This window comes from Parapedobacter brassicae, assembly GCF_051400755.1.
Taxonomy (GTDB): domain Bacteria; phylum Bacteroidota; class Bacteroidia; order Sphingobacteriales; family Sphingobacteriaceae; genus Parapedobacter.
In genome coordinates this window covers 100,164-124,097 of the sequence record NZ_JBLFFL010000005.1, presented here as the reverse complement: position 1 = coordinate 124,097, position 23,934 = coordinate 100,164, and the positions used below count along the sequence as shown (strand labels likewise).

Sequence of the window (23,934 nt, the reverse complement as noted above, 5' to 3'; positions counted from 1 at the left end):
ATGGGAGATTATTATATTTGCAATGAAATTGAATCATATTCAGTATGTTAAGGCAAGAAGAACTACAGGTGATCATCGATGAGCAACAGCTATCCTTCCATCAGAAACGGGATCTTACCCCCCGTGAAGCCATGGATCACATTCCCGTTGAGCCACATTTCGCTACCATTATTACCGGAATAAGGCGGTGTGGCAAAAGCACCTTATTGCTCCAATTGCTGAAAGCCAAGTATTCCGATGCGCTTTATTTAAACTTTGAGGACATCCGTTTGATAGCCTTTGAAGCGGGCGATTTCACGCGACTGAAGCAGGAGATCGACCGCCGGGCAATCCGCATATTATTTTTTGACGAAATCCAACTGGCTTCTCATTGGGAAGTTTTCGTAAATCAGCTCCTTCGTGAAGGATACACCGTTTTTGTGACGGGGTCAAATGCATCTCTATTAAGCAAGGAGCTGGGCACCCACCTCACCGGCAGGCATCTTTCGATGGAACTTTTTCCGTTCTCGTACCGGGAATTTTTGCATTTCAAGCAATTGCAGCCAGGAGCTGATAGCTTGCAGGCATATCTTGGTGCCGGAGGCATGCCCGAGTACTTACACAGCGGCAACTCGCTCGTGCTCGGCAATTTACTGGACGATATCCTGGTACGGGACATCGCGGTGCGCCATGCAGTACGCGATGTTGCTTCCCTGAAACAACTGACCATATACCTATTGTCCAATGTAGGCGCACTGGCATCGGCGAATAAATTCGCCGGATTGTTCGGCATCAAATCAAGCACCACTATCCTGGAATATTTCAATTATCTTGCAGATGCTTACCTGATGGAGTTTGTACCCCAATTTGACTATTCCATCAAAGCACAGGCACGCAATCCCAAGAAGATATATGCCATAGACAACGGTTTGGTCGATGCGGCGTCTACATCATCGACCCGCAATTTTGGGCGCAGGCTGGAAAATATGGTATACCTGCATCTACGTAGGTGGTATTCCGAAATCTATTATTTTAAGGAAAAAGGTGAGTGCGACTTCGTGGTTTTTGAAAAGGGCCAAATCCAACACGCTATACAGGTGTGCTACCACGTGGAGAGCACGAATTTCGCACGCGAATACGATGGACTGATCCAAGCGCTTCACTATTTCAAGGTGGATAGGGGCGTCATCGTTACGGCCGACCAATCCGATCAATTCGAAGCGGAAGGCAAACGCATCGACATGGTGCCCGCGTATCGTTACTTCAACCAAAGCCTTCATTAATTGAAAACCTATATCTTTGTCCCATGATCTATGCGCTGATCGCCGCCCTGCTATTCGCGGCCATGTTGCTCTATTTCCGCATCGCTGACCGCTATAACATCATTGATAAGCCCAATGAGCGCAGCAGCCACACCCAGCTGACCATCCGCGGAGGAGGCGTCATCTTTTATGTAGGCGCACTGGCCTGGTTCATTTGGAGCGGAGCGGCATACCCCTATTTTTTCACTGGGCTCACGCTTATCATGATCATCAGTTTTCTCGATGACGTGCTCACCCTCTCCAATCGCCTGCGCATCAGCGTCCATTTGATCTCTGTGTTGCTGCTTTTCGCCGAGGTGCAGCTTTTTGAGTTTCCATGGTACATCTTACCGATCGCCCTGGTGCTTATCATCGGCCTCATCAACGCCTACAACTTCATGGACGGCATCAACGGCATTACCGCCATGTACAGCTTTGCCGTGCTGCTCTTGCTCTGGCTCGCCAATCGGGATATCGCCTTTATCGATGAGCGCTTGCTGTATTGCACCGCCATCGCCAATGGCGTATTCGCGTTCTTCAATTTCCGAAAACGCGCCAAATGCTTTGCCGGCGATGTCGGCAGCGTAGGCATGAGTTTTATGCTGATCTTTGCGACGCTCAGCCTCATTCTTGCCACCGGCAACCCGATATACATTTTGTTCTTTGCGGTATACGGTGTAGACAGCGTGCTCACCATTATCTATCGGCTGCTCCGGCGCGAGAATATCTTCAAGGCCCACCGCACGCACCTGTATCAGTATCTGGCGAATGAGGCGAGAGGGAATCGGTTGGTGATCTCGGCCTGCTATGGAGCGGTGCAGGTGGGGGTGGGATGGATTACCTTGATTTCGTCAACGTATCCAGTCGCTACACAGTGCAAAGTTGCGCTATGTATCGTTATCTTGCTGTCTTTGGCCTATGTCGGTATACGGCGGTATATTTTGGCGGGGGTGTTAGAAGCTTCTTAGGGTCTTGAGTAGGCCCTCCCTTGCGGAAACCGGCAGTTTGTCGATTTTCAGTGCTTCCTTGATTTTCGTGTTATCCACCACATAGTTTTCCGTAAGCTTCTTTAGGCGTTCGGTATTCAGCGGTAGCTTCAGTTTATCCCCGATAGTAGCCATCCCCTTAATCAAGCTGGGTGACAATCTCCACAATCGCGCCTTCTTGCCTCTCGCATTTCCGATCAGTTGTATCAACTCATTCGTCGACAGCGCTCCGTCATCTGCAAGATTATAGGTGCTTCCTGGAATATCGGGGTTGGAGAGCAACCACTTCACGACAAATTGGAGGTTGCCAATAGATAAAAAAGATCGTCGGTTTTCAAAGGCGGCCAAGGGATAGGGGATACCCGTTTTCGCTACCTTGTACAACAAGTTCAGGTTGCCTTTATTTCCTGGACCGTGGATCATGCAAGGGCGTAGGATGAAGAGTCGCTTGCCCGATGGTAACGGTTGGCTGTTGAGGTATTGTTCGGCTTGCCATTTAGACTGGCCATAAGGTGTCTTTGGATCAGGCATAGCAGCCTCCGTCAGACTACCTTCAACCGTGTCCGCCGCCGCCTTTACGCTACTGAAGTAAATGAAATCTTTTGCATCGCTTTGGAGGAACAGGTCAAAGAGTTGTCGAGTTAGTTCGGTGTTGATCTGGAAATATTCCTTTGGGTTGCTCGTATTTTTCGTGTCATGGGCTTTGCCCGCGAGGTGGATAACAGCTGTATAGCCAATAGGCATTTGTTGTTGCCAGTTATCACGCAAAGAACGTGGCGATACGCCAATCCCCTTTCCTGCCAAGTGGGGAATAAGATTTTGCCCTACAAAACCCGAAGCGCCTGTAAGAAGTACTTTCACATTAACGTGTTTAGGGTTAAAACCGATACATGAGGCCCAACCGTAGATGCAGATTATTCTTATCCTGGGGATCAAAACCCCAATAGTCATTCAGATCTTCTGCCGGCCGAAAACCGTATTGGTAATTGTAAGCGTGGATAAATTGCAGGTGCGCATTAAAAATGAACCGTTTGTAATCCCATGTGCCATAAGCAGCGATGCTCGCATCCACCCAGTTACGGCGGTAGTCTTGGAGTATCCATGTGGCAAAATCTTCATTATGCACAAGGCGCTCAAATTGTACGCCAACCTGTTTCAACCCGCGTATCCAACTAAAGTCGACTTCCTGAACATTGCCGCCAGGGCCAATACCAGCGCCAAGCAGTTGACCTTGGTTCGTATAGCCATCACGTACAGGTACGTGGGCATACCAAGATCCCGAAGCCCGTATGCGTCGAGTGTCGGTAACCGCCATTTGAGTCATTTCAGCGGCAATTTGGAGGTCGCCACTCCAAAATCCAGCCACAGACACAATTTTTCGAAGACCTAATGTATAGGCTCGGGTATGGTTCAATTGGAGCACTGCATCTCGTGCATCATAATTGTGATCGTTTTTAGCATATTCCCCATAAAATTCCATTTGTGCCTTTGGTATGACATATCGAAAGAAAAATGATATCATTTGATCCCTTGGAATTCCCTCATCTGCCGAATCTGGGCCAATCTTCTGCTTAGCGGTTAGCGCTTCGAGAAAGGGCAAGTATTTTTGAATGAACGATCCCTCCATATCGGGATTTGAGTTGTACACTCTACTTAATCCGATAAAAAATCCTGGTACCCATCGAGGTTGATAGTTGAGTGTAATACCTGACAAATAGCGTTTCCCAGCAGGTTTATCCACAATATACTGCATATGCCTCGCGGTATCGCCCAACAAAGACGGAGGAAATCCGGATTTGGTTAATCGACCAAGCACTATTTGACCCTCAAAGGATCCGATATACGTGTGAATAGGCTTAGCCGTATTCAAGGTTAGGTGCGGAAAGCCAGGCGCTGTATTACTCATTAAAATAGAATTCCTCCTCCCAGGGCCCCACCATATGTTCTCTGTCGAAATACCTAATGAAACTGGATCTAGTGTCAGCCGGATACTACTTTGGCCAAGGTAGGCTTTTGTAAAGCTGCCAATTCCAAATAGCTCAGGCATGTCGATCAAGTTGCCTAAATAGCTGTACCAATCTATATTTGGCCCCGAATCCCCCCCAAACCCTTTATATGCTTTATTTTGTGCAGTAACGAATTCTGGCTTAAATTGGACGCTCAGCCATCGGTATTTGGCAAAAAAGCCAGTGCTTAGATAAGTCTGTATTCCTTTGGCTGGAATCATTGGGCCGTCATTCCACCCATAGGGGTAAGCAGTATTTAGTTGTACATCCAAGACAACGGGCAATAGCCGCAAGTAGCCGTCATAAACATCGCTTTGCCAAACGATATCTGTATGATCACTTTCCGGATAATTTAAGTGTTCACGTTGTCCTACGGTCTCGGCTGTAAGCGGCCGAATATTGAATGAGATAGTGGAATCTATATTACCCAATAATTGTTGCCTGCGATAGTAATCATCCAATGACGGGATGCCTAAAGGCAAGGTTTGCCCTTGCCCAACAACACTTAATATAAGTAAAACAAATAAACTGAAAAACGGATAAACTGAGCGCATATACATGTAACTCTATCAGTATATAATTTACCGCAATTTCACGGCTTTGACTAATATGCAAAAAATATTCCAGTATTCACTTCATAAACATTGTTGCCAGAATTCATCTTCAAAATCGAAGAAAATATTATACAACCAACCTTCTATCGACAGCCTATCATATATATCGTCATCTAAAGGCAAATAAGGTGACTGAATAAAATCCTCCGGTACTGAAGCCGCATCCCTATCGATTACAAAAAAATTGCGCATATTATAAAAAGGAAACTTAGTAATTTGGCTATTTGTCGTAATCAACTTTCGTTGTGCACCGATAGCTTCAAATGTCCGAAGGGTCAAGCCTTTTTGTTTAGGGTGGTTAATATCTAAAATGGCTTTGGATCGTTTGTAGTATGAAATAATCTCGCTAAAGCTCAGCGGCTTGAAGCTTAGCTTCTTGTAATCAAAATATCGAAAAGACTTATCAAAAAACTTCTTAAAAAAATAAACCAGTTTTCCGTGCATATAATAATAACAAAGCATTTGGATTCCTTTAGATATGGCCCATTCCTTAATGCGGTTACTGATAATATAACGATCTGAGTGGGCTGTTCCTAAAAATAGGATGTCTATATCTGCTTTCGCTGTATCTTTCTTAATTTCTTTATACCCATCAAAGAAAAACAACGGTCTGAAGTGAATATTAAAGCACTTAGCATCTTCGGGATCAAAAGTAAGCGCTCTATCATAGTACTTCAGTAGTTTAATGCTATGGCTTGTATTAGTAAAAGAGTCCCAGTTATAGAAAATGCATGTGCAATTTGGTTGTGCTTTTCGAAAAGCCTTTAAAAAAAATTCAGGCACAACTTCCCCCCTGATTACAAAAAGAAAGTCATACGCCTTATGGTCAACTTCCTTTAATATATTTCGGTAATAGGTATTTATCTTTTTTTGATATAATTCCTTCCGTAGTCTTATTATTCCTTTGGTGAATGTGCTATCCTTTAACCGTTCATCGTAGAACGTCACACTCGCTCCCAAAGACTCAAGTTTTTTTCCAATCTGTTCTTCCAACCCAAAGGTTCGCGCCAGAAAGAAAAGAACATTCTTTCCCTTGAATTGATCAGTAACCATTATTTTAATAAACCTCTAGCCTGCATCTCGTCGATAGACTTCTGATACCAATCTTCTTGTATTTCTTGCGTATCTACCCAATTCGTAAAGTGCTTAATTCCTTCGTCAAATAATATAGTTGGCTCAAAGCCGAGAAGACGCCTTATTTTGGTGAGATCAGCATAATTATGCCTTATGTCACCGAGTCTATATTTTCCAGTAACGGTTATTGGAACATCAATTTTATAATTTTCAATCAACTTATTTGCAACAGTTAATACATCAATGGGTTCGCCAACTCCGACATTGAACACTTGGTTGTTTGCCTCTTCTTTCTCCAATCCCAAGATTGTCGCATTAACCACATCATCTATATACACAAAGTCTCTACTTTCTTTCCCGTCCTCAAATATATTAATGCCATTGCCATTTTTAATCTGGGTAGAAAAAATGGATAATATGCCGGTATAAGGATTTTTCAATGACTGACCGGGGCCATAAACATTTTGGTACCTAAGAGCCACAGCTGCAATGCTAACAGAGGGACACACCGTCATGACCAATTGTTCTTGGGTTTGCTTCGTTATTCCGTATACCGAAGATGGATGTATTTTCGAGGTTTCATCTGTCCCGACTAATGTTAGGCCGGACGAGTTAGGGTAGGTTACTTCGAAAAACCCTTTATCCATAAGTTCAGCAGTACGATTCATTGGAAATACAGGGCCATGTTCTTTGCTAAGATATTTCCCTTCGCCATAAATGGACCTTGAAGAAGCTATGATTACCTTCTTAACCTCATGCCTCGTATTTACCAGCAAATCCAGCATTTTAGATGTTCCACCGATATTGACATCTGTGTATTTATCGATTTCATACATAGACTGCCCTGTTCCCGTTTCCGCAGCGAGATGAATAATCGCATCTTGATTATACAAAACTTTGGCCCAATCTTCTAAATTCGCAACGCTTCCATACACAAAGTGCACATTGTCTTTAATGCGTTGATATAACAAAGATGTTTGTACGGGCTTATGCCCATGTATTTGGGGAGACAAATTATCCAACACTGTCACCTTATACCCTTTTTGAACCAGCTTCAATGCGAGATTTGACCCAATAAAACCAGATCCTCCGGAAATTAAAATACGCATAAATTTATTTGTTTTGTTTTAAATCAATTTTATCAATATTAATTCCTTTGACTTTTGGATTAGGGTTAACAACGGAGAAAAATATTACGTACCCATTTTTTAGATGAACATTTTGTAAAGTGACCATATTATAATGTTTATTACTTACTTTGTCCATTTCCATTTCGCTAATAGAAATATTTTGTTGCGTTTTAGGATCGTAGACCCCAAACATTATTTTGCTTCCTTTAATATTGGACACATCACCGTCAATTTTAATATGTGAAGTTATTTCCCAGCTCACATTCGGCTTCTCTAAATTTCCCACGTTATATTGTATTGCCCAATCGGATTTAGAGGCATCCATATAAGCAGCTAAGTTATCACTTGCATCATCATCTGTTATTTTCTTTGTTCTTGATCCCAATTTGTAATACGTAAACACATTTTGTTGAATGGTAAATTCTTTCGATCCTTTATCCAATAGATCATTCAAGGATTCCATACTGGGTCTAAGGTCATCTAACTTGCCTGCTTGACGATCGACATATCTCCTAAATTTGGACGCATCTTCACTCGAAACTTGAAGATCATTCAAATTGCTTAAAAAATGTTCTACTAATTTGTTATAAGTGGTTTGACGTTCATCTGCGGACTCTAAGTTGTTTATTGATGGCCCTTTTGTATACAAAAATATTTTAGCGAAATCAAAGGAGACTTTCGCCTTTTTAACTCTAGTTAATAGTTTGGGATTATCCGATACAGATTTCAAAGCATTCTGATACAGTTCTTCACCTTTCGTCACAATGGTCTCAGACATAAAGCTCATATTGCGATTAAAGACGCTAAGTTTCTCATTAGAATCGAGGTAACCTTGCTCAATTAAATCAAAATATATTTTAAGATATGTTCCCGCTGGGCCATAGTAACGAGTAAAGAATTTAGTCATCAACTCTTCATAATTTTGCTCAGGGTTCCACATTAATTGCCCCGTTATCCAAGTATGGAGTTCGTTGAAATACCCAAATTCTTCTGTTTGATAATAAGGAGATGCTATGCTTTGTATAAATACTCCTTCAAAATTCAATTTCTTAAGAAACAATAGGTCATCCTTCAAGTGACTTAAGGACGGATGAGGCAATAATGGATATGAAAAATTTGCATTATAGCCCCAATAATAGTTATGTTTTGATATCTTCGACCAATTTTCAATGTTTATCTTAGAGGTTTTATTTGTAATATCTGAAAGGGGCTTCGCATTGTTGGTTAATATTGGAGCTATCCTAATGATAACATTATCAGCGGGCTTAGTTATTTTTGGCGGATTCTCTGTATAATCGTATGCTAGCGTTTCAAATTTTAATGATGGGTATTCTGTTTTGAATGCATTCGCGACTTCGTTAACAAACCTTAGAATTAATCCGGAAACACCCCCTTCTTGAGCTATTATTTTATTACATTCATTTGTCTTGCAATAAATATTTATGTCATTTTGAGATATCGAAATGACTTCAGCTTTAGGATTTTTACGTATCCATGATTTAACATTCTTAATAAATTCTTTAGTCATGTCGCTGTTTGTCACGCATAATTGTGTCTCATTAGCATTTGGCATCTTGTCCCCCCCTTGAAATGGCAATCCTGAACTTGGATTTATATACCATTCCGGATGCTTTTTAAAATACGTGCTTGGTGGTAAGATTTGACTAAAGGTATGAGCCCAACCCACAATTTCATGATGCCCCCCCCAATTCTCATCGAGTTTTTGGAAATCGCCGTTTTCTCGAAGTACCGTAGAATAGAAAGGGTTAACAGTTGAATGATAAGACAGATGACCTCGCACTTTAAATGGCGGAACAAATGAGAAATTAATTGGGTTAATAACAACTTTAGTCATTTTCGGAATATCGAATTCTGTCGATGACCACCATTCACAATTCAAATATCGTTGAAGGAACTCAAGTGTTGAATATAGTGTGCCTCGTTCGTCTCCGCCGAAAAGGAAGATATCTCGGCCAACAAATCGCACGTTAACGGCATCGGTTTGCATCATCCCTTCGCCGTTAAACTTCTCGTTTCTTGTTCGTTCAGTATTGCCAATAAAAATGAAAGATCTAGAAGATACATCCTTAATTACATTTTCTCTAACGATAGGAAATTGAACCTCAGAAATTTCTAGTAATGTTTTTTGAAGTTGGGCAGCCGCATTCTGCTCGACGAGGGTGTTTAATTCTGGGAGTACAATTGTATAATCGGTCGTTCCTTCCTCAACGAGTGTTATATCACGAGCGCTACACGAGTGAAAAAAACACAAGAAAAATAATACGGTGCACGAGTGTTTCAAAAATTTTAATAAATACGTCATGATAATCCAATTTAATCGGCAATGCTCGTCAAGGCCCACGTGAACAGCCGAAATATCCAATACAATTAAGCAAACTTTATAGTTGCCTCTATTTTACCGTTTCCCAAACTTTTGTAGTCGGGTTATATTGCTTAATAATCTTTGCCGGCACGCCAACAAGCACACAATAGTTTGGGAATTCTCCTTTTACGACTGAGTTAGCGCCGACTATACATTGGTTGCCTAATCTTGTGCCCGCTTGAATACTAGCACCAATCCCTATAAAACAATTTTTCCCAATTGTCGTTTCTGCCAATATCATCGGTTGGTTCAAAATAGGGATATCAACCTCTTTATAGGAATGAATTATATTCGTGATGAAAACATTAGCGAGTATAGTCGTACCTTCACCGATTTCTAAATCACCCATGGATGTGATATGTACGTTTTGCGCAATCCCCACGTTATCTTTGATATTGATTCTTCCATTGTAATGTGTCTCCAGACGTATCTGGGGATAGATTCTAACTCTTTTACCAACAAAAATGTTTTTTGCGCCCTTAATATACACCGGCTTGCCTAAATATGATGGCCATTTTAATTCGCCAAAAAAAGGTCTATACAGCAGAGCCCTAAGAAACCAAATCAGTTTAAAGAACATAAGTATTTTTTTTTTGACGTTTAGCTTTTTTTTTTCGCAAAAAAAATTTTGCTTTTGAAAATAATTTAAAAAAACAATATTCGAGCCAAGTTATATAACATAACTTGTACATCTCGTCGATATTAAATTGGACTCCCCTTTCCATTTCGACCAAGTTTGAGGATAAACCAGAAAATCCAAAACTTGGTTTTCCACCGCCAGTCACTACCAGACTTTCTGGAATTAAGTACATCTGCTTCTTTTTACTGATATGCATCCAATAATTTGCATCCTCCGAATACTTTAACTTCTCATTAAAAAATCCAACATCTCCGAGAATGTCTCTCTTAAAAATCACCGTTGACGTTTGCGCTGTAACCCTCATTAATAATTTTCTTAATGTAATTTTAACGAGCCCATCTTTTATGGAATATGGGAAACTTATTTGTTCGTCATTTCGCAACGTGCCGAGGAAGTCAATATGGTGATTTTTTTGAAATATTTCCATTTGCTTCTGCAGCTTTAATTCACGCCACTCGTCATCTGAGTCTAACAATGCTAAATATTCTCCTCTCGCATGTTTTAAGCCTTGGTTCCTAGCCTTGGACACGCCGCTGTTCATCTGATTTATAATCTCAATCGGGATGTCGGAATGTAATTTTTTATATTCCGTAATAATTTTGAGGCTATTATCTATTGAACCATCGTTGACCAGAATAATCTCAATCTTTTCTTTATACGTTTGCTTTAATATTGAATTTAAGCTGCTTACGATTGTTGATTCAGCATTGTAAACTGGTATAACTATTGAAATCATTCTCGCATTAAATTAGGAAAATTTCGAACACAATAAATAACGCTCCCATAATTAATGTATATAAAGTGGAAATTTTATAACTATTTTTTTTACTAGCCAAAGGCTCTAAAAGATAAGGAATGCTTATCCACGATAATAACCCCCATCTGTCGGAAAATGGCATATCAAACGAAAGGAAGAAAAGTGAGCTACTAAGTGCGAAGTATTTAAGCCATCTAGTATAAGCTATTGCATATTCCGAATTGTCGTTTAGCATATACCTTTTTATGGCTAACGCGACAATTAAGAACAGGGTATTGAAAGCAAAGAAATCTATTCTGAAACCCGTCTCGTAACTCATCTCTAAAACGAAATATGCGGCACGTCTATCACTCATTGCAACTTCGGGAACTAAATTTGACAGCGACCGAATTCCGTTTCCGGTAATTGAAATTAACGCGGCAATTATGTAAACAGCTAAAAGAGATTTTATGGATCGCACTTTCTTAACCGCCAGATATAATAATATTATAAGTAATGACGAAGTATGGATTCCGACAGCAATTACTGAGAATAAGAAAGCATATAGTTTTTTGTCTTTTTCCCACGAATTTATTGCGAGAAGAATTAGCATAGATGCGATTCCTTGTCTCATTGCATTGAAGCCGAAATTCTTAAAAAAAAAAAGAGTAACAAATGTTAATAATAATAATAATCGATTTTCATTAAAGGTCTTCTGTCTTATTACGGTGCCTAACAGTAAAACATAGATAAAGGCCATCACAATTAAGAAACCTCTAGAATTGGTGAATATGCGAGTCAAACCGACCAGTCCTTTGAAAACCAACTCGACACCAAAGTCATAGGTTGCGTACTCTTCGAAAATACCTATATAAGTTTTGGTATCTGTACCGACTTTATAATCTCTGAACCCAAAAGCTAATCCGAATAAAAACAACACAGACCATGATATTATGTACTGAATTCGAGGAGGCAGCACTTTTTTATTAACGTCCTGTTCGACTGAAGAAATCAAGGCTATTAGAAATAGTAGCGCGTATATTAATCCAAACTCTAAATCGAACCAAAACATAGACAAAATAAATAATTTATTATTTCGTAATTTTATATATGGAATTCATGAATCGCTTCGGAATAAGCGATCTAACAAATTCTTTCATACATAGCATTAACTTTCTAAAATAATATTCATCCTTACCAATAGAGTTGTTCTTTAATAAGATATCCAGCGATTCAAGAGCACTTTGATAAGCATGAGTAGAACTATATCCGATTGCATCTATTACCGCTATTTCTTTTTTTACAACTTTAAATTTGGCCCCTCCTAGAAATGCGCGAATAAAAAAATCTCTGTCTGCACAGAACTTATATTGTAATGAAAACGGATATCGGCATAACAAATCTCTAGTTACGAAACTTGCTTGATGATTGAAAGGCATCGGATTCCAACGAGAAGGACTTTTTGCTCTATATATTTTGGTAAATCCGTTAAATTTTGCGACTGCGTCTCCAATTAGAATTTCTGTGTGTTTATGTATTTGCTGTGTATTGAATAATGTTTCTATTATATTAACATCCCGAAAGATATCCCCAGCATTCATGAAATTAACGAAATCACCAGTTGATTTCGTGACCCCCTTATTCATTGCGTCATAAATTCCCATATCCTTTTCGCTTACAATGACAGTGATGTGCTCTTTGTATTGGTCAATTACTGCCAACGTATTGTCAGTGCTTTTCCCATCAACAACGATGTACTCAATATTATCGTACGTCTGATTTACTATTGATTCAATTGTGGCCGCGATTGTTTTTTCACAATTGAAAGTAACAGTTATAATGCTAACTTTCGGTGCCATTTATAGCAGATTTATAAATCTCTTCGATTTTTTTTGTATATGCCTCAATTGTAAAATTCCGCTTTACTTCAATTACTGCCTGCAATATTAAAGTATACCTTAAATTCACGTCATTTTTACAAATTATCATTTGCTGTACTAATTCATTTGTGTCCGAATATAAAAAACCTGAATATTCGTTTTTAATAATTTCAGCAGTGCCATAACTATTGTGTCCGACGACAAGACACCCATGGGTCATTGCTTCTATCGTTACTCTTCCTAAAGCTTCATTTCTAGAACACATTAGCAAGATATCTGAATTTCGGTACGATGAACTAATATCATCAATATAGCCAAAAAACTTGATCCGATCACTCAAATTGTTTCGCCTTACATACTCTTTGAGTTTGAACTCATATGCCGAGTCCCCCTCTCCAATGATATGTAATTCGTCGCTACTTACTCTGGTTTTTTTGAGATATTCTTCAAAAGCTATAATTGCCTCAAGCTGATTTTTTTCAGCGCTTAAAAAGCCAACCGTAATGAAAATTAAATCCGAGTTATATTTGAAAATCTTTGATTTGATATCAACTTTACTAATGGTGTCTTTCTCTGAAATAATTCCATTGTACAAAACGAAAGCATTTTTATAATTACGGCACCTTTGATCATAAATCGATTGGCTTATCGCTATCATCTTATTCGCTTTTGTTGCCCACTTTATAAAATGCTTTTCTCCAAGTGAATAAACTAGTTTGTAATCATTGTATAGGAACTCTCGCATATGCCATACATGAGGCTTTCCCAAATAATTAGCGAGATATGCTCCAAAGAAAATAGTAGACGAATTGCTGTGGATCAAATCTACATCCAGACTTTTAAAATATCTTGCATTAAGAAATAATATCGATTTATTAATGAGGTATTTAAGAAAACCTTTGAGGAAATGTTGCTTTAATTTATCAACCTCAATCCGGTAAGGAATTACTTTGCAGGTGATACCATGCTGTCTTGTCGCGGCTATTAATGGGCCATTTTGTTGCGAAAGCAAATACACATTTTGTCCCGATTTCTTTAAGTGAACTAAAAGACTAAGCAAAGACTTGTTTGCTCCATATAATGTGCCAAAACTTGTTACAAATAGGATATTCACGTTTCTGTATTTGTTATGTGTTTGACGTAATGATTCGTTTACCATGCTGCCAAATTCCTTTTCATAATGAATTTTAAGATCTTAATGCATCGCAGTATTTCACGTTTTATTGTACAAATTAGATGTTAATTCAGCCATCTTAGCCCAAGTATCATCTTTAATCCCAGAAAAATTAGCTTCTCCTATCCTTTTTAAATCTTCTTTTGAATAAAAACTGATTGTCCTAATCACATTCTTTAAATCCGCATAATCGCTGAACAAAAACTGCTCATCCAAAAACTCTGGCATACTCCCTACGTTCGATGCGATGCAGGCTTTCTTGTAAGACATACCTAAAAGCAAGCCTCCGGAAGTCAAAATATTTTTATATGGATATACCATGACATCTGCCAAATCTAGGTAGTTACTCATGTCCGCATCTTCAATATAGTTCGGCACTAAGGTGATATTATTTTTGTCTAAAATCTCCTGTTCGATTATACACTGCTCCTCCCTTATTCTAATACTCCCACAAATCAGTAATTGTGCATTATCCAACCTTAATTCTTTAAATGCTCTTATTATATCTAACACGCCTTTATAAGGCCTTATATGACCCAAAAACATAAAAGTAAGTTTGTTGTTGTCAATGCCTAATTGGTTTTTCAAAGCCAACGCACCTGCTTCACTGGCAGCAGGATAAGCGCCGATATAATTGGCATGTGGTATCACGTGTATTTTTTCGGCGCCCACTCTAAATTCTTTTATTAACTTATCCTTTGTAAATAGGTTGTGTACACTTATTTTATCTATAAGTTTTAAAAACCGCTTAAGAAAAATCTTTTCTAATTCAGGATAGCGACTTTCGTGGCTTTTGAAATTATGTGCTGTCCAAAAATACTTTTTAGTTTTCTTTAATTGTTTCAGTTTTAAAAGAAAAATTATAATTTTGACAATCATTTTAAACCTATTCCCACCCATTATGTAGGGTTCGAACCAATGGAAATGGATAATGTCGGCCCCCGTAAACTCCGCTGATCTAAAAAATTGGCGCAGGCTCCTGTTTCCCTCACAGACTTGATGGCCATGTGTAGACAACAAATTCATTAGTTGGGGTTGATAAGGATTTTCCCTGTTTACAGGAGCAAACACTATTTTCATCACAATTTATCGGTTAAAGCGTCTAAATAAGACTTTTCTCTAAAAAAGCCAGGGAGTCGCCTCTTTTCTTGGCGAGGATATCATTTACAGCACCCCAAGAGATATCCTTATTCATGATTGTATTGAAAGACTGTTTTGAAAAATAAGACATCATATGATCTTTCAATCCTACTAAATCAAGCAGGCTAACAATGCGCTCGTTCATACCCTGCGCGTGTCCTGTATTTGGCAGGACTATAAAATTGGTATTGTTAATTAAACAGAATACCATTCCATGAAATGAGGTTGTAATCACCAGTTTCGCTTTTCGAATGTTATTTACCCACTGTGGAATCGTTGGCCAGTATGTTCCCGAGGGATCGTTATTTGCCGAAGCATGGACAACACCAATACCCGTCAGGTTTTTGGCATAATCAATAAACTTGTCCTTGTCCTTGATTTCGCTATTGCCCAACGTGTAAATAAATATAGTATCTTTGGGCGTTTCCTCGCCCAGATGCAGCAATCCCGCCCAGTCTTCTTTATCGAACAAAAGTGTAGGATCAACAACCCAACGCGCACGGTCTGTTCCCAGACTACGGCAGATATCCACGCCCGTTTCCTCCCTTACGCCAATCGCAGTGAAATTGTGAATATATTTCCTGAAAATAATAGCTGTTTCTTCATTCAACACCGGTTGTCCAAAACTTGCCGCATAAGCGATCTTACGAATATGCGACCCGCCAAAACCAAGTAAAAATGCTTCTGCCGGGACACTAAATGAATTGTTCCATACCTGATCACTCCCGGCTATATATGCATCTGCAACAGGTGGTTGGTTATATAAACTTAATAGTGATAAATAATCTTGTTCTCCAAAAACAAGAAATTGTCTTTTAAAAGCATCAAACTCCCTCTTGTCGTCAAAATTGAGTTGCTGATCTTGCTTAACCAATTGTTTCAATCGGTACTTTATCACCCGCAGTACATAACCAGGTCTCAATTTCTGGATTAATGGCATCTTCTTTTTCTCCGGAATCCTGTAATACTTAATCAAAAATGGGTCGTGCCCTAATTTCTTCAAAATCTTTTGCATCGCAAATAGCTGCAATATTTGACCATAATTATTCTTGGATTCCCAGAAAGTCATTATCCCTATTTTCATATCTTTTTTTAGTATCAGAAACCTAAATATTTTGCTGCATTTTCTTTTCCAAGTATTTTTACACTAACTTTCCCAAATAAATAACAAAGTATTGCAATTGTAATCGTTTCAACGACCTGTATGATTACATGTTGCTGAACCTCCAAACTAATTATCTTATTTAATATAACTCCTATACTCATTAGAACAAGCATGTGTGAAAAAAAAATACCAAATGAAGCTAACCCCATTTTAACCATAAAAATTCCTCTATTTAACTTTTCCTTTATAGAATACAAAAATAAGATGGCCGAAATCGAGTACAGGAAGGAACTAATTTTACCTGCGGCAGCAGCCAATTTTGGTTCCTCATAACTATTAGCAAGCCAGAACGTATGCAAAAGCTGAACCAAATATAGAACAACAGTAACCCACAATAGAATTTCACTTTTCGTGTATTCACTTTTCGTATTTTTATTGAAATAAATCCCTAATACGGGAAATACCAACCACATTAAAAAATTCCCTGCATATACAATTAATGGCAAGTTTATAGAGAACTTATAATGCAGTATTTCTACAACCTGACAACAAAACAAACTAACTATAAGAGAAAGCATTACCCCTTTCAGACTTTTTCCAAGATACACAATAAGTGGAAGTAAAATATAATACTGAATTATCAGGCAGATAAAATAAAACGGAACAGTAGATTGAAAAGTTATAAAATTTATAAATACTGAAAGAATATCTCCATTTTGATAATAATTAAAAACGCTATAAAAAGAACTCCAAACCAAAAATGGAATAAAAATTCTCGGTAATTGCTTATACAGAAACCGCTTGTAGCTATTAAAATCTTTGACTTCCTTCTTAGCCATAAAGAATCCAGAGATAAACAAAAACAAGGGAACTGAGAAATTAACGGCTTGCTTTAAAGCCACACATAAATAAAAATTAAGCCCTGACAAGTTATCCTTGTAGGTTATATTAGTAACATGAATGAAAACCACACCCAAAATGGCTATGCCTCTTAACACATCAAAACTATAATCACGTTCTCTCATTTCTGACTCAGTTATCTTATCAAAAACTACGGTACGAAATATTTACATTACTATTATTATCAGAGAGTTTACACATGTTTGAACTAATTACCTGCAAATATTCTCTTTCCCGTTCGGTTTGTCATTTTACAAATTTTTTCAAGATATTAACGGCGCTATTTCCCAACATCTTTCTTGCTACCTGTTTTGCCTTTACTTTCAAATTTTCTTCGATATTCAACATGCTTTCCAGTGCCTGGTTCTCTTCTGAGCTGTTTGTGAAAACCTCAAATAATATGGGAAGCTTCGTAATTTCCGGCGTGATAAACCGTTCATAAACTTGTTCAAACTCTTGCTTATTGGCGGCACTCAAATATTCAAATCCTAAATCCTGCGCATAATGCTTAACAAGTTCTGAAGATTTATTTCCATAATGCCCGGCCGCTGAAATATACTCGTCGGCATATTCGTCTCTTTCAAACACTGGATGAACGCCACCTAATCTGAATTCCGTTCCCTTTCCGTTATTCACCACCAAGATCCTTAAATTATTACCGACATGCCTGTTGCCTATGACATTCATGTCGTAGAAAAAGGCTAAATCACCGATCACTCCAAAGTATAGTTTATTCCTATCGGCAAACGACGCTCCGATGAGGGACGACACATTACCATCGATACCAAATCCACCTACATTCGATGCAGACAGCACGGAATCGGGGAGTTCAAAAAAGTTCCATGAACGCAAACTATTAAGAATGCCAAAATGGATTCTGGATCCTTCGGGTATCCTATGGGCCATTTTAGACGCAAACCAAATATTTGAGAACGGCAATTCAGGTATTTTTCCATAAAGCGTATTCAATAGATTTTTACATGCCGTTAAATAGCTATCAGCTGTCTGGTTACCGCTCTTAGTGTAATGTTTGAAGAAAGTCTGCTCAGGCATTTCAAAAACATAGCGTAACTTTCGAAAAGTATCCCGTAATTCACCATCTTCACTGACCCGCCATACCTGTTTCTTTCCAACCCGCATACTAAAATAGTCACCAGTAATTTCACCGATATAGATGAGTACATCTGAATTGGTTATGGCCGAATCAACCATCTTCTGGCTGGCAGCGAGTGAATATAATAAGCGGTATTTACCCTTATAATTGCTCGTATGATCGCAAAAGACAACAGCATCATTTGATGCACAAAATTTATCAAGTACCTCTGTGTGCTCCTTTGTCCAATGGGAATGTGATCCGACGAACACCGCTATTTTTCCTTGAGGTAGTTGCGGGAAATTACCCGTTTCAGTTATGCGGTCAATTACGCGTACCTTTGGCAGTTCTCTTGTGTTAAAAGTTCTAACGTAGGTGGTAGGAATATTAATGTGTACTGGTCCCCCTCCATGACGTTTTAGTTCCAAAATGGCACGATTCACTTTGATCTCGCATTCCCAAGCATCATCTTCGTCTTTTACTACAGGAAGTGCTATACTTAATTTTGCAGCATCTCTGGGAACTACGCTCCTATCAATAACCTGGGCTACGTGATGCCCTACCTTTGAAAAAATCTGCGAGGAGGTTATAGCTAATACTGGAAGCTTACGGTAGTAAGCTTCGGTCATACCTGGCAAATAATTCCGCGAAGAAGTTGCTCCTGTACAACTAATGACCACAGGTTCACCCGACTCCGCGGCTAAGCCGCAGGCTATGTAAGCTGCAGAACGTTCATCTGCTGACGAATACACCTCGAAATAGGGGTCATTTTGAACATTTGCAACGATAGCAACGTTTGTAGAGCCAGGTGATGCGATCACCTTACGGATACCATGTTCCTTTAGTAATGCAACAACGATCAGTGCGTTACTCTCGTCTGTATAATACTTTTCCATAAAAATCTTTACTTTTATATACTATGCTTTTTTTATAATAAACCTATAAATTAAATAATAAGCTTTTTGTTTGATTCCTGGTATTTCATTTAACGGGGTAAATTCTTTAGTTGCCCTATCTTTCAACGCCTCAGTTTTCCAGTTTATACCCTTAAAATCAATGCTTTTCAAAAATTCCCCCAGACAAGCTTTTAATCCAAATTGTGTTTCAGTAAAAGTACCTGTGTTAACGTATTGATCAATGCTCTGATTATCAAATTTCCTGTTAAACAACCTGTCATATTGTATTTGGTACTTAGCGGGTTTACATGTTAAAAAATCGTCCAGGTTTTGCAACAATACCTTAGGTCGATACCCCAAGTGTTTCTCTAATACTTTTAAGTAAATAGCCAATATATCACCCCAGGTATTTGAATTTTTCGTTGTTATATGAAACGTTTCTCCTAACGCCTGCTTTTTACCGGTTACCGCCATTATTCCTTTTGCCACATCCAACCCGTAAGTCAGCGTTGTCATTTTTGAGTTAATATCCGAGGAAAAGACAATAGTCCGGCCATGCAATGCCCGGTACAACCATTCCTCCTTTTCCAAGACCCCAAGCTGTAACCTATTCTCACTGTAGGTAATGTAAGGGCGGATGATCGTCCAGTTTTCCCTCCCTGAATTTCTCAGTATATCTTCCTGTTTGGCTTTTGTCAGTGAATACTCGTCGGTCGACAGGAACTCCTGATCATCGGAAACATCGAGTAGCCGGGGCGACGATTCGGTAACAGGTTGGTCAGAGCCAGCATACACTCGGGCAGAGCTCAGAAAAACGTACTGGGATGTAGCATCTAACAATATATTAACCCGTTCTTTAAAGCCTGGTGTTGTATAGACCATAAAATCAACAATTACATCCCATTTTTCTTCTAAAATCGTTTGAAGAAACACGATATCATGGGCATTTCCCTTCACGTAGCGTATTTTCCCTTCAGACCTCCGGTCTGTACGGGATGTAACAACGGCCTCCACACCTTCCTCTGAAAAGAGATGAACTAAATGAATACCCATTGCACCGGTGCCGCCCAAAACCAAAACTTTCATATCAGAACAATCTATTGATCTTACTTACAATTATACCCCGCACTTTTTCACGCTCCAATTTATTTATGCCAACAAAATACATACTTATGATCGCAAACATTGCACTCAATACAACCGATGTGGTTGTAAACAATAATCCCTTAGGCATAAATAAATGAACGGCAAATGATGGTATCGCGGACAATAACACCATTGCAAAAATTGGGAAAGCCACCTTCACAAAAAATGATTTCAGCGGAAGGCCTATGAGTGTATTAACAAAAATAAGCCGGACAACAAACATAATTAAGTTCGCGGTCGCTGCAACGATAAAAACAGAATATGCCGCCGTCTCCAATTCAAGTACTAACCAGGAAACAAAGAAAATGGCAATCTGAATAGACCCAAGTGTCAATTCATAAGTTTTCATTCTTCCTGGTGCGCGGGCGGCAGTGGTGATCGGTAAACTTATAGAAGTTATCAACGCCTCCACCAATGCCAATTGCGTAAACAGCACAGCTTCCGGCGGCGGGTTCTTCAACCAAACATGTAATATCACATCCATTTCAAGGAACAATGGCAATGCGAACACCCACATCATGAAAAAAGTCATCTTCGACCCCATAAATATCAGCGAAAACATCCTCTTGCTGTCCGGGGCGGCATACGCTTTGATAATAGGCGGATAAAGCCCGACGTTGAAATTATTAGAAAACAGGTTAATCTGAGAAGTAACATTCATTGCTATGGCTCTTGCCGCCACTACAACTGGATTAAAAACCTGATTTAAAAGAATAGTAACTGCCTGGTTGCGCATTACTGTCGTAACCTGGCCAAACAAAGACCAACCAGTAAATGATAGGGTTTCACACAATATGCTTTTATCCCAATAAAACTTCCGAAACTGACACTCGCTGTATTTACGGACGCAGATAACGGTATAAATAACCGTATTAATAACAGACACCGCGAAAATCAACATACCATATAATTCCAGCTTATCCCAGGGTAAATACATCAGTAAATACAATACGGCCAATTTAAGCAATACGTCTGCTATCGATACATACGCATAAATCTTCATATCCTCATGCGCAATAATAATAGCCATAAAAGGCGTGGTGAAAATAGTTGCGATAAAGGTTAATACCGAAAAATGATAAAGCCAGCGTACGGATTCAAATCGCTCAGCTGGCGCTTTCAGATGTTCATTCACAAACCACAAGCCAACAGTTTCGAGTAATACAAAAGCGATGACGGCAATTGTTCCATAAATAAACCAATTTACCGAAAAAGTCCTTTTTAGTTTTTCTAAATCGTTTTGAACCAGCGATATAGAAAAAAAACGCTGAGTAACTGAAGCCATCGTGCTGCTAAGAAACAAAAATAATGATACGATTCCACCCACAACGCTATATATTCCATAATCCTCTACACCAAGGATTTCCAACACCAGCCGGGACGTATATAGCCCAACGATCATGGTGAACAACATCCTGACATACAGGTAGGCCGTATTTTTCGCTATCGCTTTATTGCTTGACAATTTTTTTTTACACTACCTTCTTCTATATTCAGCAACACCATAATACATTTATAGTTGTTGCAGGTACCAGCTATAAATTGCCCTTAAACCCTGTTCAAGGCTTATCTTATACTTCCAACCCAATCCATTCAGCTTCGCCGGGTCGGTCAGTTTCTTTAACGTTCCGTCCGGTTTATCTGTATTAAAGAAAAATTCTCCTTCAAAAACTACTACCTGCCGGATCAGGTAAGCCAGCTCCCTGATACTGATATCTTCGCCTGTACCAATATTAATATGGGTGTTCCGGACTTCCTGATTGTGCGGGGTCACCAAATCCTTAAAATCCTTGTTTTCCATGATAAATACACAGGCGTCGGCCATATCTTCGCTCCATAGGAATTCCCGCATTGGGTTGCCTGAACCCCAGATTTCGATTTGCACGCTATTGTCGGTGCCATAACGGATACCATATTTAGTGAGAACGCGCAGTATCTCTTCCTCTGTGCCGCTTCCGGACACTCCCTCTATAGGGTGTTTATCCAAATCCAGACGGATGCCTGTCCAATCCTTATTCTCAAGAGCTTTGCCCAGGTGTATCTTCCGGATCAATGCAGGTAATACATGCGATTTCTCCAAATCAAAATTATCGTTGGGCCCATATAGATTGGTAGGCATTACCGATATGAAGTTGGTACCGTATTGGATATTATAGCTTTCGCAAAGTTTAATGCCGGCAATCTTCGCAATAGCATAGGGCTCGTTGGTATATTCCAGCGGACCGGTCAGCAGCGAATCCTCCGGCATTGGCTGCGGTGCTTCCTTGGGATAGATGCAGGTACTGCCGAGGAATAGTAATTTCTTAACACCGTTTTTGTAACTCTGGTGAATCACGTTGTTCTGAATCATCAGATTCTCATAGATGAAATCGGCCCTATAAGTGCTATTCGCCACAATACCGCCTACTTTTGCCGCCGCTAGAAACACGTATTGAGGTTTTTCATTGACGAAGAAATTTGACACGGCAACTGGATCTATCAAGTCCAATTCGGTGTGGGAGCGGGTCACCAGATTGGAATAGCCTTTTTCTTGAAGGCTTTTCAGAATCGCGCTACCCACGAGACCGCGGTGCCCAGCAACATATATTTTGGAGGCCTTATCCATTATTCAAAATAATTCAGTGTCTGGTAGCCGCCCGCCTTAAGGTATTGTTCTTTTTTCATCAGCTTGATGTCGCCTTCCATCATGTCCTTTACTAAGTCCTGCAAATCATATTCAGGCACCCAGCCCAATTTGGTTTTCGCTTTAGATGGATCACCAATAAGCAGCTCCACCTCGGTGGGTCGGAAATATTTCGGATCTACCACTAGCACTTCTTTACCGATTTCCAATTGGTATTCCGGATGGTTGCATGACTTGATATAGCCCCGCTCTTCCACGCCCTCCCCAGTAAACTCGAGTTCGATACCGGCTTCCGCAAAAGCCATTCGAACAAAATCGCGCACGGGTGTCGTCTTTCCAGTAGCAATGACCCAATCTTCAGCCTCTTTAGCCTGAAGGATCATCCACATCATCCGTACATAATCCTTCGCATGCCCCCAGTCACGTTGGGCATCGAGATTACCAAGGTAAAGTTTATCTTGCAAGCCCATGGCAATACGTGCGGCGGCACGGGTGATCTTGCGTGTCACGAATGTCTCGCCTCGTATCGGCGACTCATGGTTAAATAAAATGCCGTTGCAAGCAAATATATTATAGGCCTCTCGATAATTCACCGTAATCCAATAAGCATAAAGTTTCGCTACGGCATATGGGCTACGTGGATAAAATGGGGTAGTCTCGGATTGCGGCACCGCCTGTACCAGTCCATAAAGCTCAGATGTAGAAGCTTGGTATATACGGGTCTTCTTTTCCAAACCGAGAAAACGAATAGCTTCAAGCAGACGCAGTGTGCCGATGCCGTCGGCATTGGCTGTATACTCGGGTGTATCGAAGCTAACCTTAACATGGCTCATGGCCGCGAGGTTGTAGACTTCGTCGGGCTGGATTTCTTGTATAAGCCGGATGAGATTCGTGCTATCCGTCATGTCGCCGTAATGTAGAATAAACTTTGGATGCGCTACATGGGGATCTTCATATAAGTGATCAATACGATCGGTGTTGAATAAAGATGTACGGCGTTTAAGACCGTGCACCGTATAGCCTTTTTTCAATAGGAACTCACTCAGATAAGCTCCATCCTGGCCAGTTACGCCTGTTATAAATGCTGTTTTCATTTAGTATTTATCCACTGCCTGGTATGAGCAACAA

Annotated in this window: 20 protein-coding genes; 2 read left to right on the top strand and 18 right to left on the bottom strand. The window is 39.7% G+C overall.

Features of this window, described 5'->3' with window-relative positions:
• Nucleotides 1–44: 44 nt before the first annotated feature.
• A complete protein-coding gene (locus tag ACMGDE_RS14645; protein ID WP_436833565.1) occupies nt 45–1,262 on the top strand; it encodes an ATP-binding protein in 1,218 nt (405 codons plus the stop codon).
• 23 nt (nt 1,263–1,285) lie between these two features.
• Entirely contained in the window at nt 1,286–2,248 is a 963-nt protein-coding gene (locus ACMGDE_RS14640) for an MraY family glycosyltransferase (RefSeq protein ID WP_436833564.1), read from the top strand.
• Here ACMGDE_RS14640 and ACMGDE_RS14635 read toward each other — a convergent pair.
• From ACMGDE_RS14635 to gmd, 18 genes are all read right to left on the bottom strand, one after another.
• Nucleotides 2,234–3,127 carry an NAD-dependent epimerase/dehydratase family protein gene (locus ACMGDE_RS14635; protein WP_436833563.1) on the bottom strand — a complete coding sequence of 298 codons (894 nt, stop codon included), beginning with the start codon at nt 3,125–3,127 and terminating at the stop codon, nt 2,234–2,236. The two genes, ACMGDE_RS14640 and ACMGDE_RS14635, sit on opposite strands and share 15 nt — an antisense overlap.
• A 16-nt stretch (nt 3,128–3,143) precedes the next feature.
• On the bottom strand, nt 3,144–4,832 hold the full coding sequence (locus ACMGDE_RS14630; protein ID WP_436833562.1) for a capsule assembly Wzi family protein: 1,689 nt from the start codon (nt 4,830–4,832) through the stop codon (nt 3,144–3,146).
• Between the two features lie 75 nt (nt 4,833–4,907).
• Complete coding sequence (locus ACMGDE_RS14625; RefSeq protein ID WP_436833561.1) at nt 4,908–5,939, bottom strand: WaaS/CpsH family glycosyltransferase; 1,032 nt, start codon at nt 5,937–5,939, stop codon at nt 4,908–4,910.
• Nucleotides 5,939–7,069, bottom strand: coding sequence for an NAD-dependent epimerase/dehydratase family protein (locus tag ACMGDE_RS14620; protein WP_436833560.1), 1,131 nt, complete (start codon nt 7,067–7,069; stop codon nt 5,939–5,941). The genes ACMGDE_RS14625 and ACMGDE_RS14620 overlap by 1 nt, the downstream gene beginning before the upstream one ends.
• A 4-nt stretch (nt 7,070–7,073) precedes the next feature.
• Nucleotides 7,074–9,413 carry a glycoside hydrolase family 20 protein gene (locus ACMGDE_RS14615; RefSeq protein ID WP_436833559.1) on the bottom strand — a complete coding sequence of 780 codons (2,340 nt, stop codon included), beginning with the start codon at nt 9,411–9,413 and terminating at the stop codon, nt 7,074–7,076.
• A gap of 88 nt (nt 9,414–9,501) precedes the next feature.
• Entirely contained in the window at nt 9,502–10,053 is a 552-nt protein-coding gene (locus ACMGDE_RS14610) for a DapH/DapD/GlmU-related protein (protein WP_436833558.1), read from the bottom strand.
• Nucleotides 10,043–10,849 carry a glycosyltransferase family 2 protein gene (locus tag ACMGDE_RS14605; protein ID WP_436833557.1) on the bottom strand — a complete coding sequence of 269 codons (807 nt, stop codon included), beginning with the start codon at nt 10,847–10,849 and terminating at the stop codon, nt 10,043–10,045. Before ACMGDE_RS14605 ends, ACMGDE_RS14610 begins: the two co-directional genes overlap by 11 nt.
• Before the next feature lie 7 nt (nt 10,850–10,856).
• The gene (locus ACMGDE_RS14600; RefSeq protein ID WP_436833556.1) at nt 10,857–11,864 is read right to left on the bottom strand and encodes an EpsG family protein; all 1,008 of its coding nucleotides are present in this window, start codon (nt 11,862–11,864) and stop codon (nt 10,857–10,859) included.
• Nucleotides 11,865–11,940: 76 nt separating this feature from the next.
• Nucleotides 11,941–12,708, bottom strand: a complete 768-nt coding sequence (locus ACMGDE_RS14595) for a glycosyltransferase family 2 protein (RefSeq protein WP_436833555.1) — start codon at nt 12,706–12,708, stop codon at nt 11,941–11,943.
• Entirely contained in the window at nt 12,692–13,843 is a 1,152-nt protein-coding gene (locus tag ACMGDE_RS14590) for a glycosyltransferase family 4 protein (RefSeq protein WP_436833554.1), read from the bottom strand. The genes ACMGDE_RS14595 and ACMGDE_RS14590 overlap by 17 nt, the downstream gene beginning before the upstream one ends.
• Nucleotides 13,844–13,942: 99 nt before the next feature.
• A complete protein-coding gene (locus tag ACMGDE_RS14585) occupies nt 13,943–14,983 on the bottom strand; it encodes a glycosyltransferase family 4 protein (RefSeq protein ID WP_436833553.1) in 1,041 nt (346 codons plus the stop codon).
• A 22-nt stretch (nt 14,984–15,005) separates the two neighbouring features.
• Nucleotides 15,006–16,127, bottom strand: coding sequence for a polysaccharide pyruvyl transferase family protein (locus ACMGDE_RS14580; RefSeq protein ID WP_436833552.1), 1,122 nt, complete (start codon nt 16,125–16,127; stop codon nt 15,006–15,008).
• Nucleotides 16,128–16,141: 14 nt separating this feature from the next.
• Complete coding sequence (locus ACMGDE_RS14575) at nt 16,142–17,173, bottom strand: acyltransferase (RefSeq protein WP_436833551.1); 1,032 nt, start codon at nt 17,171–17,173, stop codon at nt 16,142–16,144.
• 121 nt (nt 17,174–17,294) lie between these two features.
• Entirely contained in the window at nt 17,295–19,037 is a 1,743-nt protein-coding gene (locus tag ACMGDE_RS14570) for a thiamine pyrophosphate-binding protein (protein ID WP_436833550.1), read from the bottom strand.
• Between the two features lie 21 nt (nt 19,038–19,058).
• Nucleotides 19,059–20,123, bottom strand: a complete 1,065-nt coding sequence (locus tag ACMGDE_RS14565) for an NAD-dependent epimerase/dehydratase family protein (protein WP_436833549.1) — start codon at nt 20,121–20,123, stop codon at nt 19,059–19,061.
• A gap of 1 nt (nt 20,124) precedes the next feature.
• On the bottom strand, nt 20,125–21,597 hold the full coding sequence (locus ACMGDE_RS14560; RefSeq protein ID WP_436833548.1) for a lipopolysaccharide biosynthesis protein: 1,473 nt from the start codon (nt 21,595–21,597) through the stop codon (nt 20,125–20,127).
• A gap of 99 nt (nt 21,598–21,696) precedes the next feature.
• Nucleotides 21,697–22,788, bottom strand: coding sequence for a GDP-L-fucose synthase family protein (locus ACMGDE_RS14555; protein ID WP_436833547.1), 1,092 nt, complete (start codon nt 22,786–22,788; stop codon nt 21,697–21,699).
• The gene (gene gmd / locus ACMGDE_RS14550) at nt 22,788–23,900 is read right to left on the bottom strand and encodes a GDP-mannose 4,6-dehydratase (RefSeq protein ID WP_436833546.1); all 1,113 of its coding nucleotides are present in this window, start codon (nt 23,898–23,900) and stop codon (nt 22,788–22,790) included. Before gmd ends, ACMGDE_RS14555 begins: the two co-directional genes overlap by 1 nt.
• Nucleotides 23,901–23,934: the final 34 nt, after the last annotated feature.

What these genes read in the sequence shown, in the direction of transcription:
- ACMGDE_RS14580 (WP_436833552.1), bottom strand. Translation starts at nt 16,127, where the DNA reads ATGAAAATAGGGATAATGACTTTCTGGGAATCCAAGAATAATTATGGT.
- ACMGDE_RS14575 (WP_436833551.1), bottom strand. Translation starts at nt 17,173, where the DNA reads ATGAGAGAACGTGATTATAGTTTTGATGTGTTAAGAGGCATAGCCATT.
- ACMGDE_RS14615 (WP_436833559.1), bottom strand. Translation starts at nt 9,413, where the DNA reads ATGACGTATTTATTAAAATTTTTGAAACACTCGTGCACCGTATTATTT.
- ACMGDE_RS14570 (WP_436833550.1), bottom strand. Translation starts at nt 19,037, where the DNA reads ATGGAAAAGTATTATACAGACGAGAGTAACGCACTGATCGTTGTTGCA.
- ACMGDE_RS14640 (WP_436833564.1), top strand. Translation starts at nt 1,286, where the DNA reads ATGATCTATGCGCTGATCGCCGCCCTGCTATTCGCGGCCATGTTGCTC.
- ACMGDE_RS14630 (WP_436833562.1), bottom strand. Translation starts at nt 4,832, where the DNA reads ATGTATATGCGCTCAGTTTATCCGTTTTTCAGTTTATTTGTTTTACTT.
- ACMGDE_RS14565 (WP_436833549.1), bottom strand. Translation starts at nt 20,123, where the DNA reads ATGAAAGTTTTGGTTTTGGGCGGCACCGGTGCAATGGGTATTCATTTA.
- ACMGDE_RS14555 (WP_436833547.1), bottom strand. Translation starts at nt 22,788, where the DNA reads ATGGATAAGGCCTCCAAAATATATGTTGCTGGGCACCGCGGTCTCGTG.
- ACMGDE_RS14605 (WP_436833557.1), bottom strand. Translation starts at nt 10,849, where the DNA reads ATGATTTCAATAGTTATACCAGTTTACAATGCTGAATCAACAATCGTA.
- ACMGDE_RS14560 (WP_436833548.1), bottom strand. Translation starts at nt 21,597, where the DNA reads ATGTTGTTCACCATGATCGTTGGGCTATATACGTCCCGGCTGGTGTTG.
- ACMGDE_RS14645 (WP_436833565.1), top strand. Translation starts at nt 45, where the DNA reads ATGTTAAGGCAAGAAGAACTACAGGTGATCATCGATGAGCAACAGCTA.
- gmd (WP_436833546.1), bottom strand. Translation starts at nt 23,900, where the DNA reads ATGAAAACAGCATTTATAACAGGCGTAACTGGCCAGGATGGAGCTTAT.
- ACMGDE_RS14585 (WP_436833553.1), bottom strand. Translation starts at nt 14,983, where the DNA reads ATGAAAATAGTGTTTGCTCCTGTAAACAGGGAAAATCCTTATCAACCC.
- ACMGDE_RS14610 (WP_436833558.1), bottom strand. Translation starts at nt 10,053, where the DNA reads ATGTTCTTTAAACTGATTTGGTTTCTTAGGGCTCTGCTGTATAGACCT.
- ACMGDE_RS14625 (WP_436833561.1), bottom strand. Translation starts at nt 5,939, where the DNA reads ATGGTTACTGATCAATTCAAGGGAAAGAATGTTCTTTTCTTTCTGGCG.
- ACMGDE_RS14620 (WP_436833560.1), bottom strand. Translation starts at nt 7,069, where the DNA reads ATGCGTATTTTAATTTCCGGAGGATCTGGTTTTATTGGGTCAAATCTC.
- ACMGDE_RS14595 (WP_436833555.1), bottom strand. Translation starts at nt 12,708, where the DNA reads ATGGCACCGAAAGTTAGCATTATAACTGTTACTTTCAATTGTGAAAAA.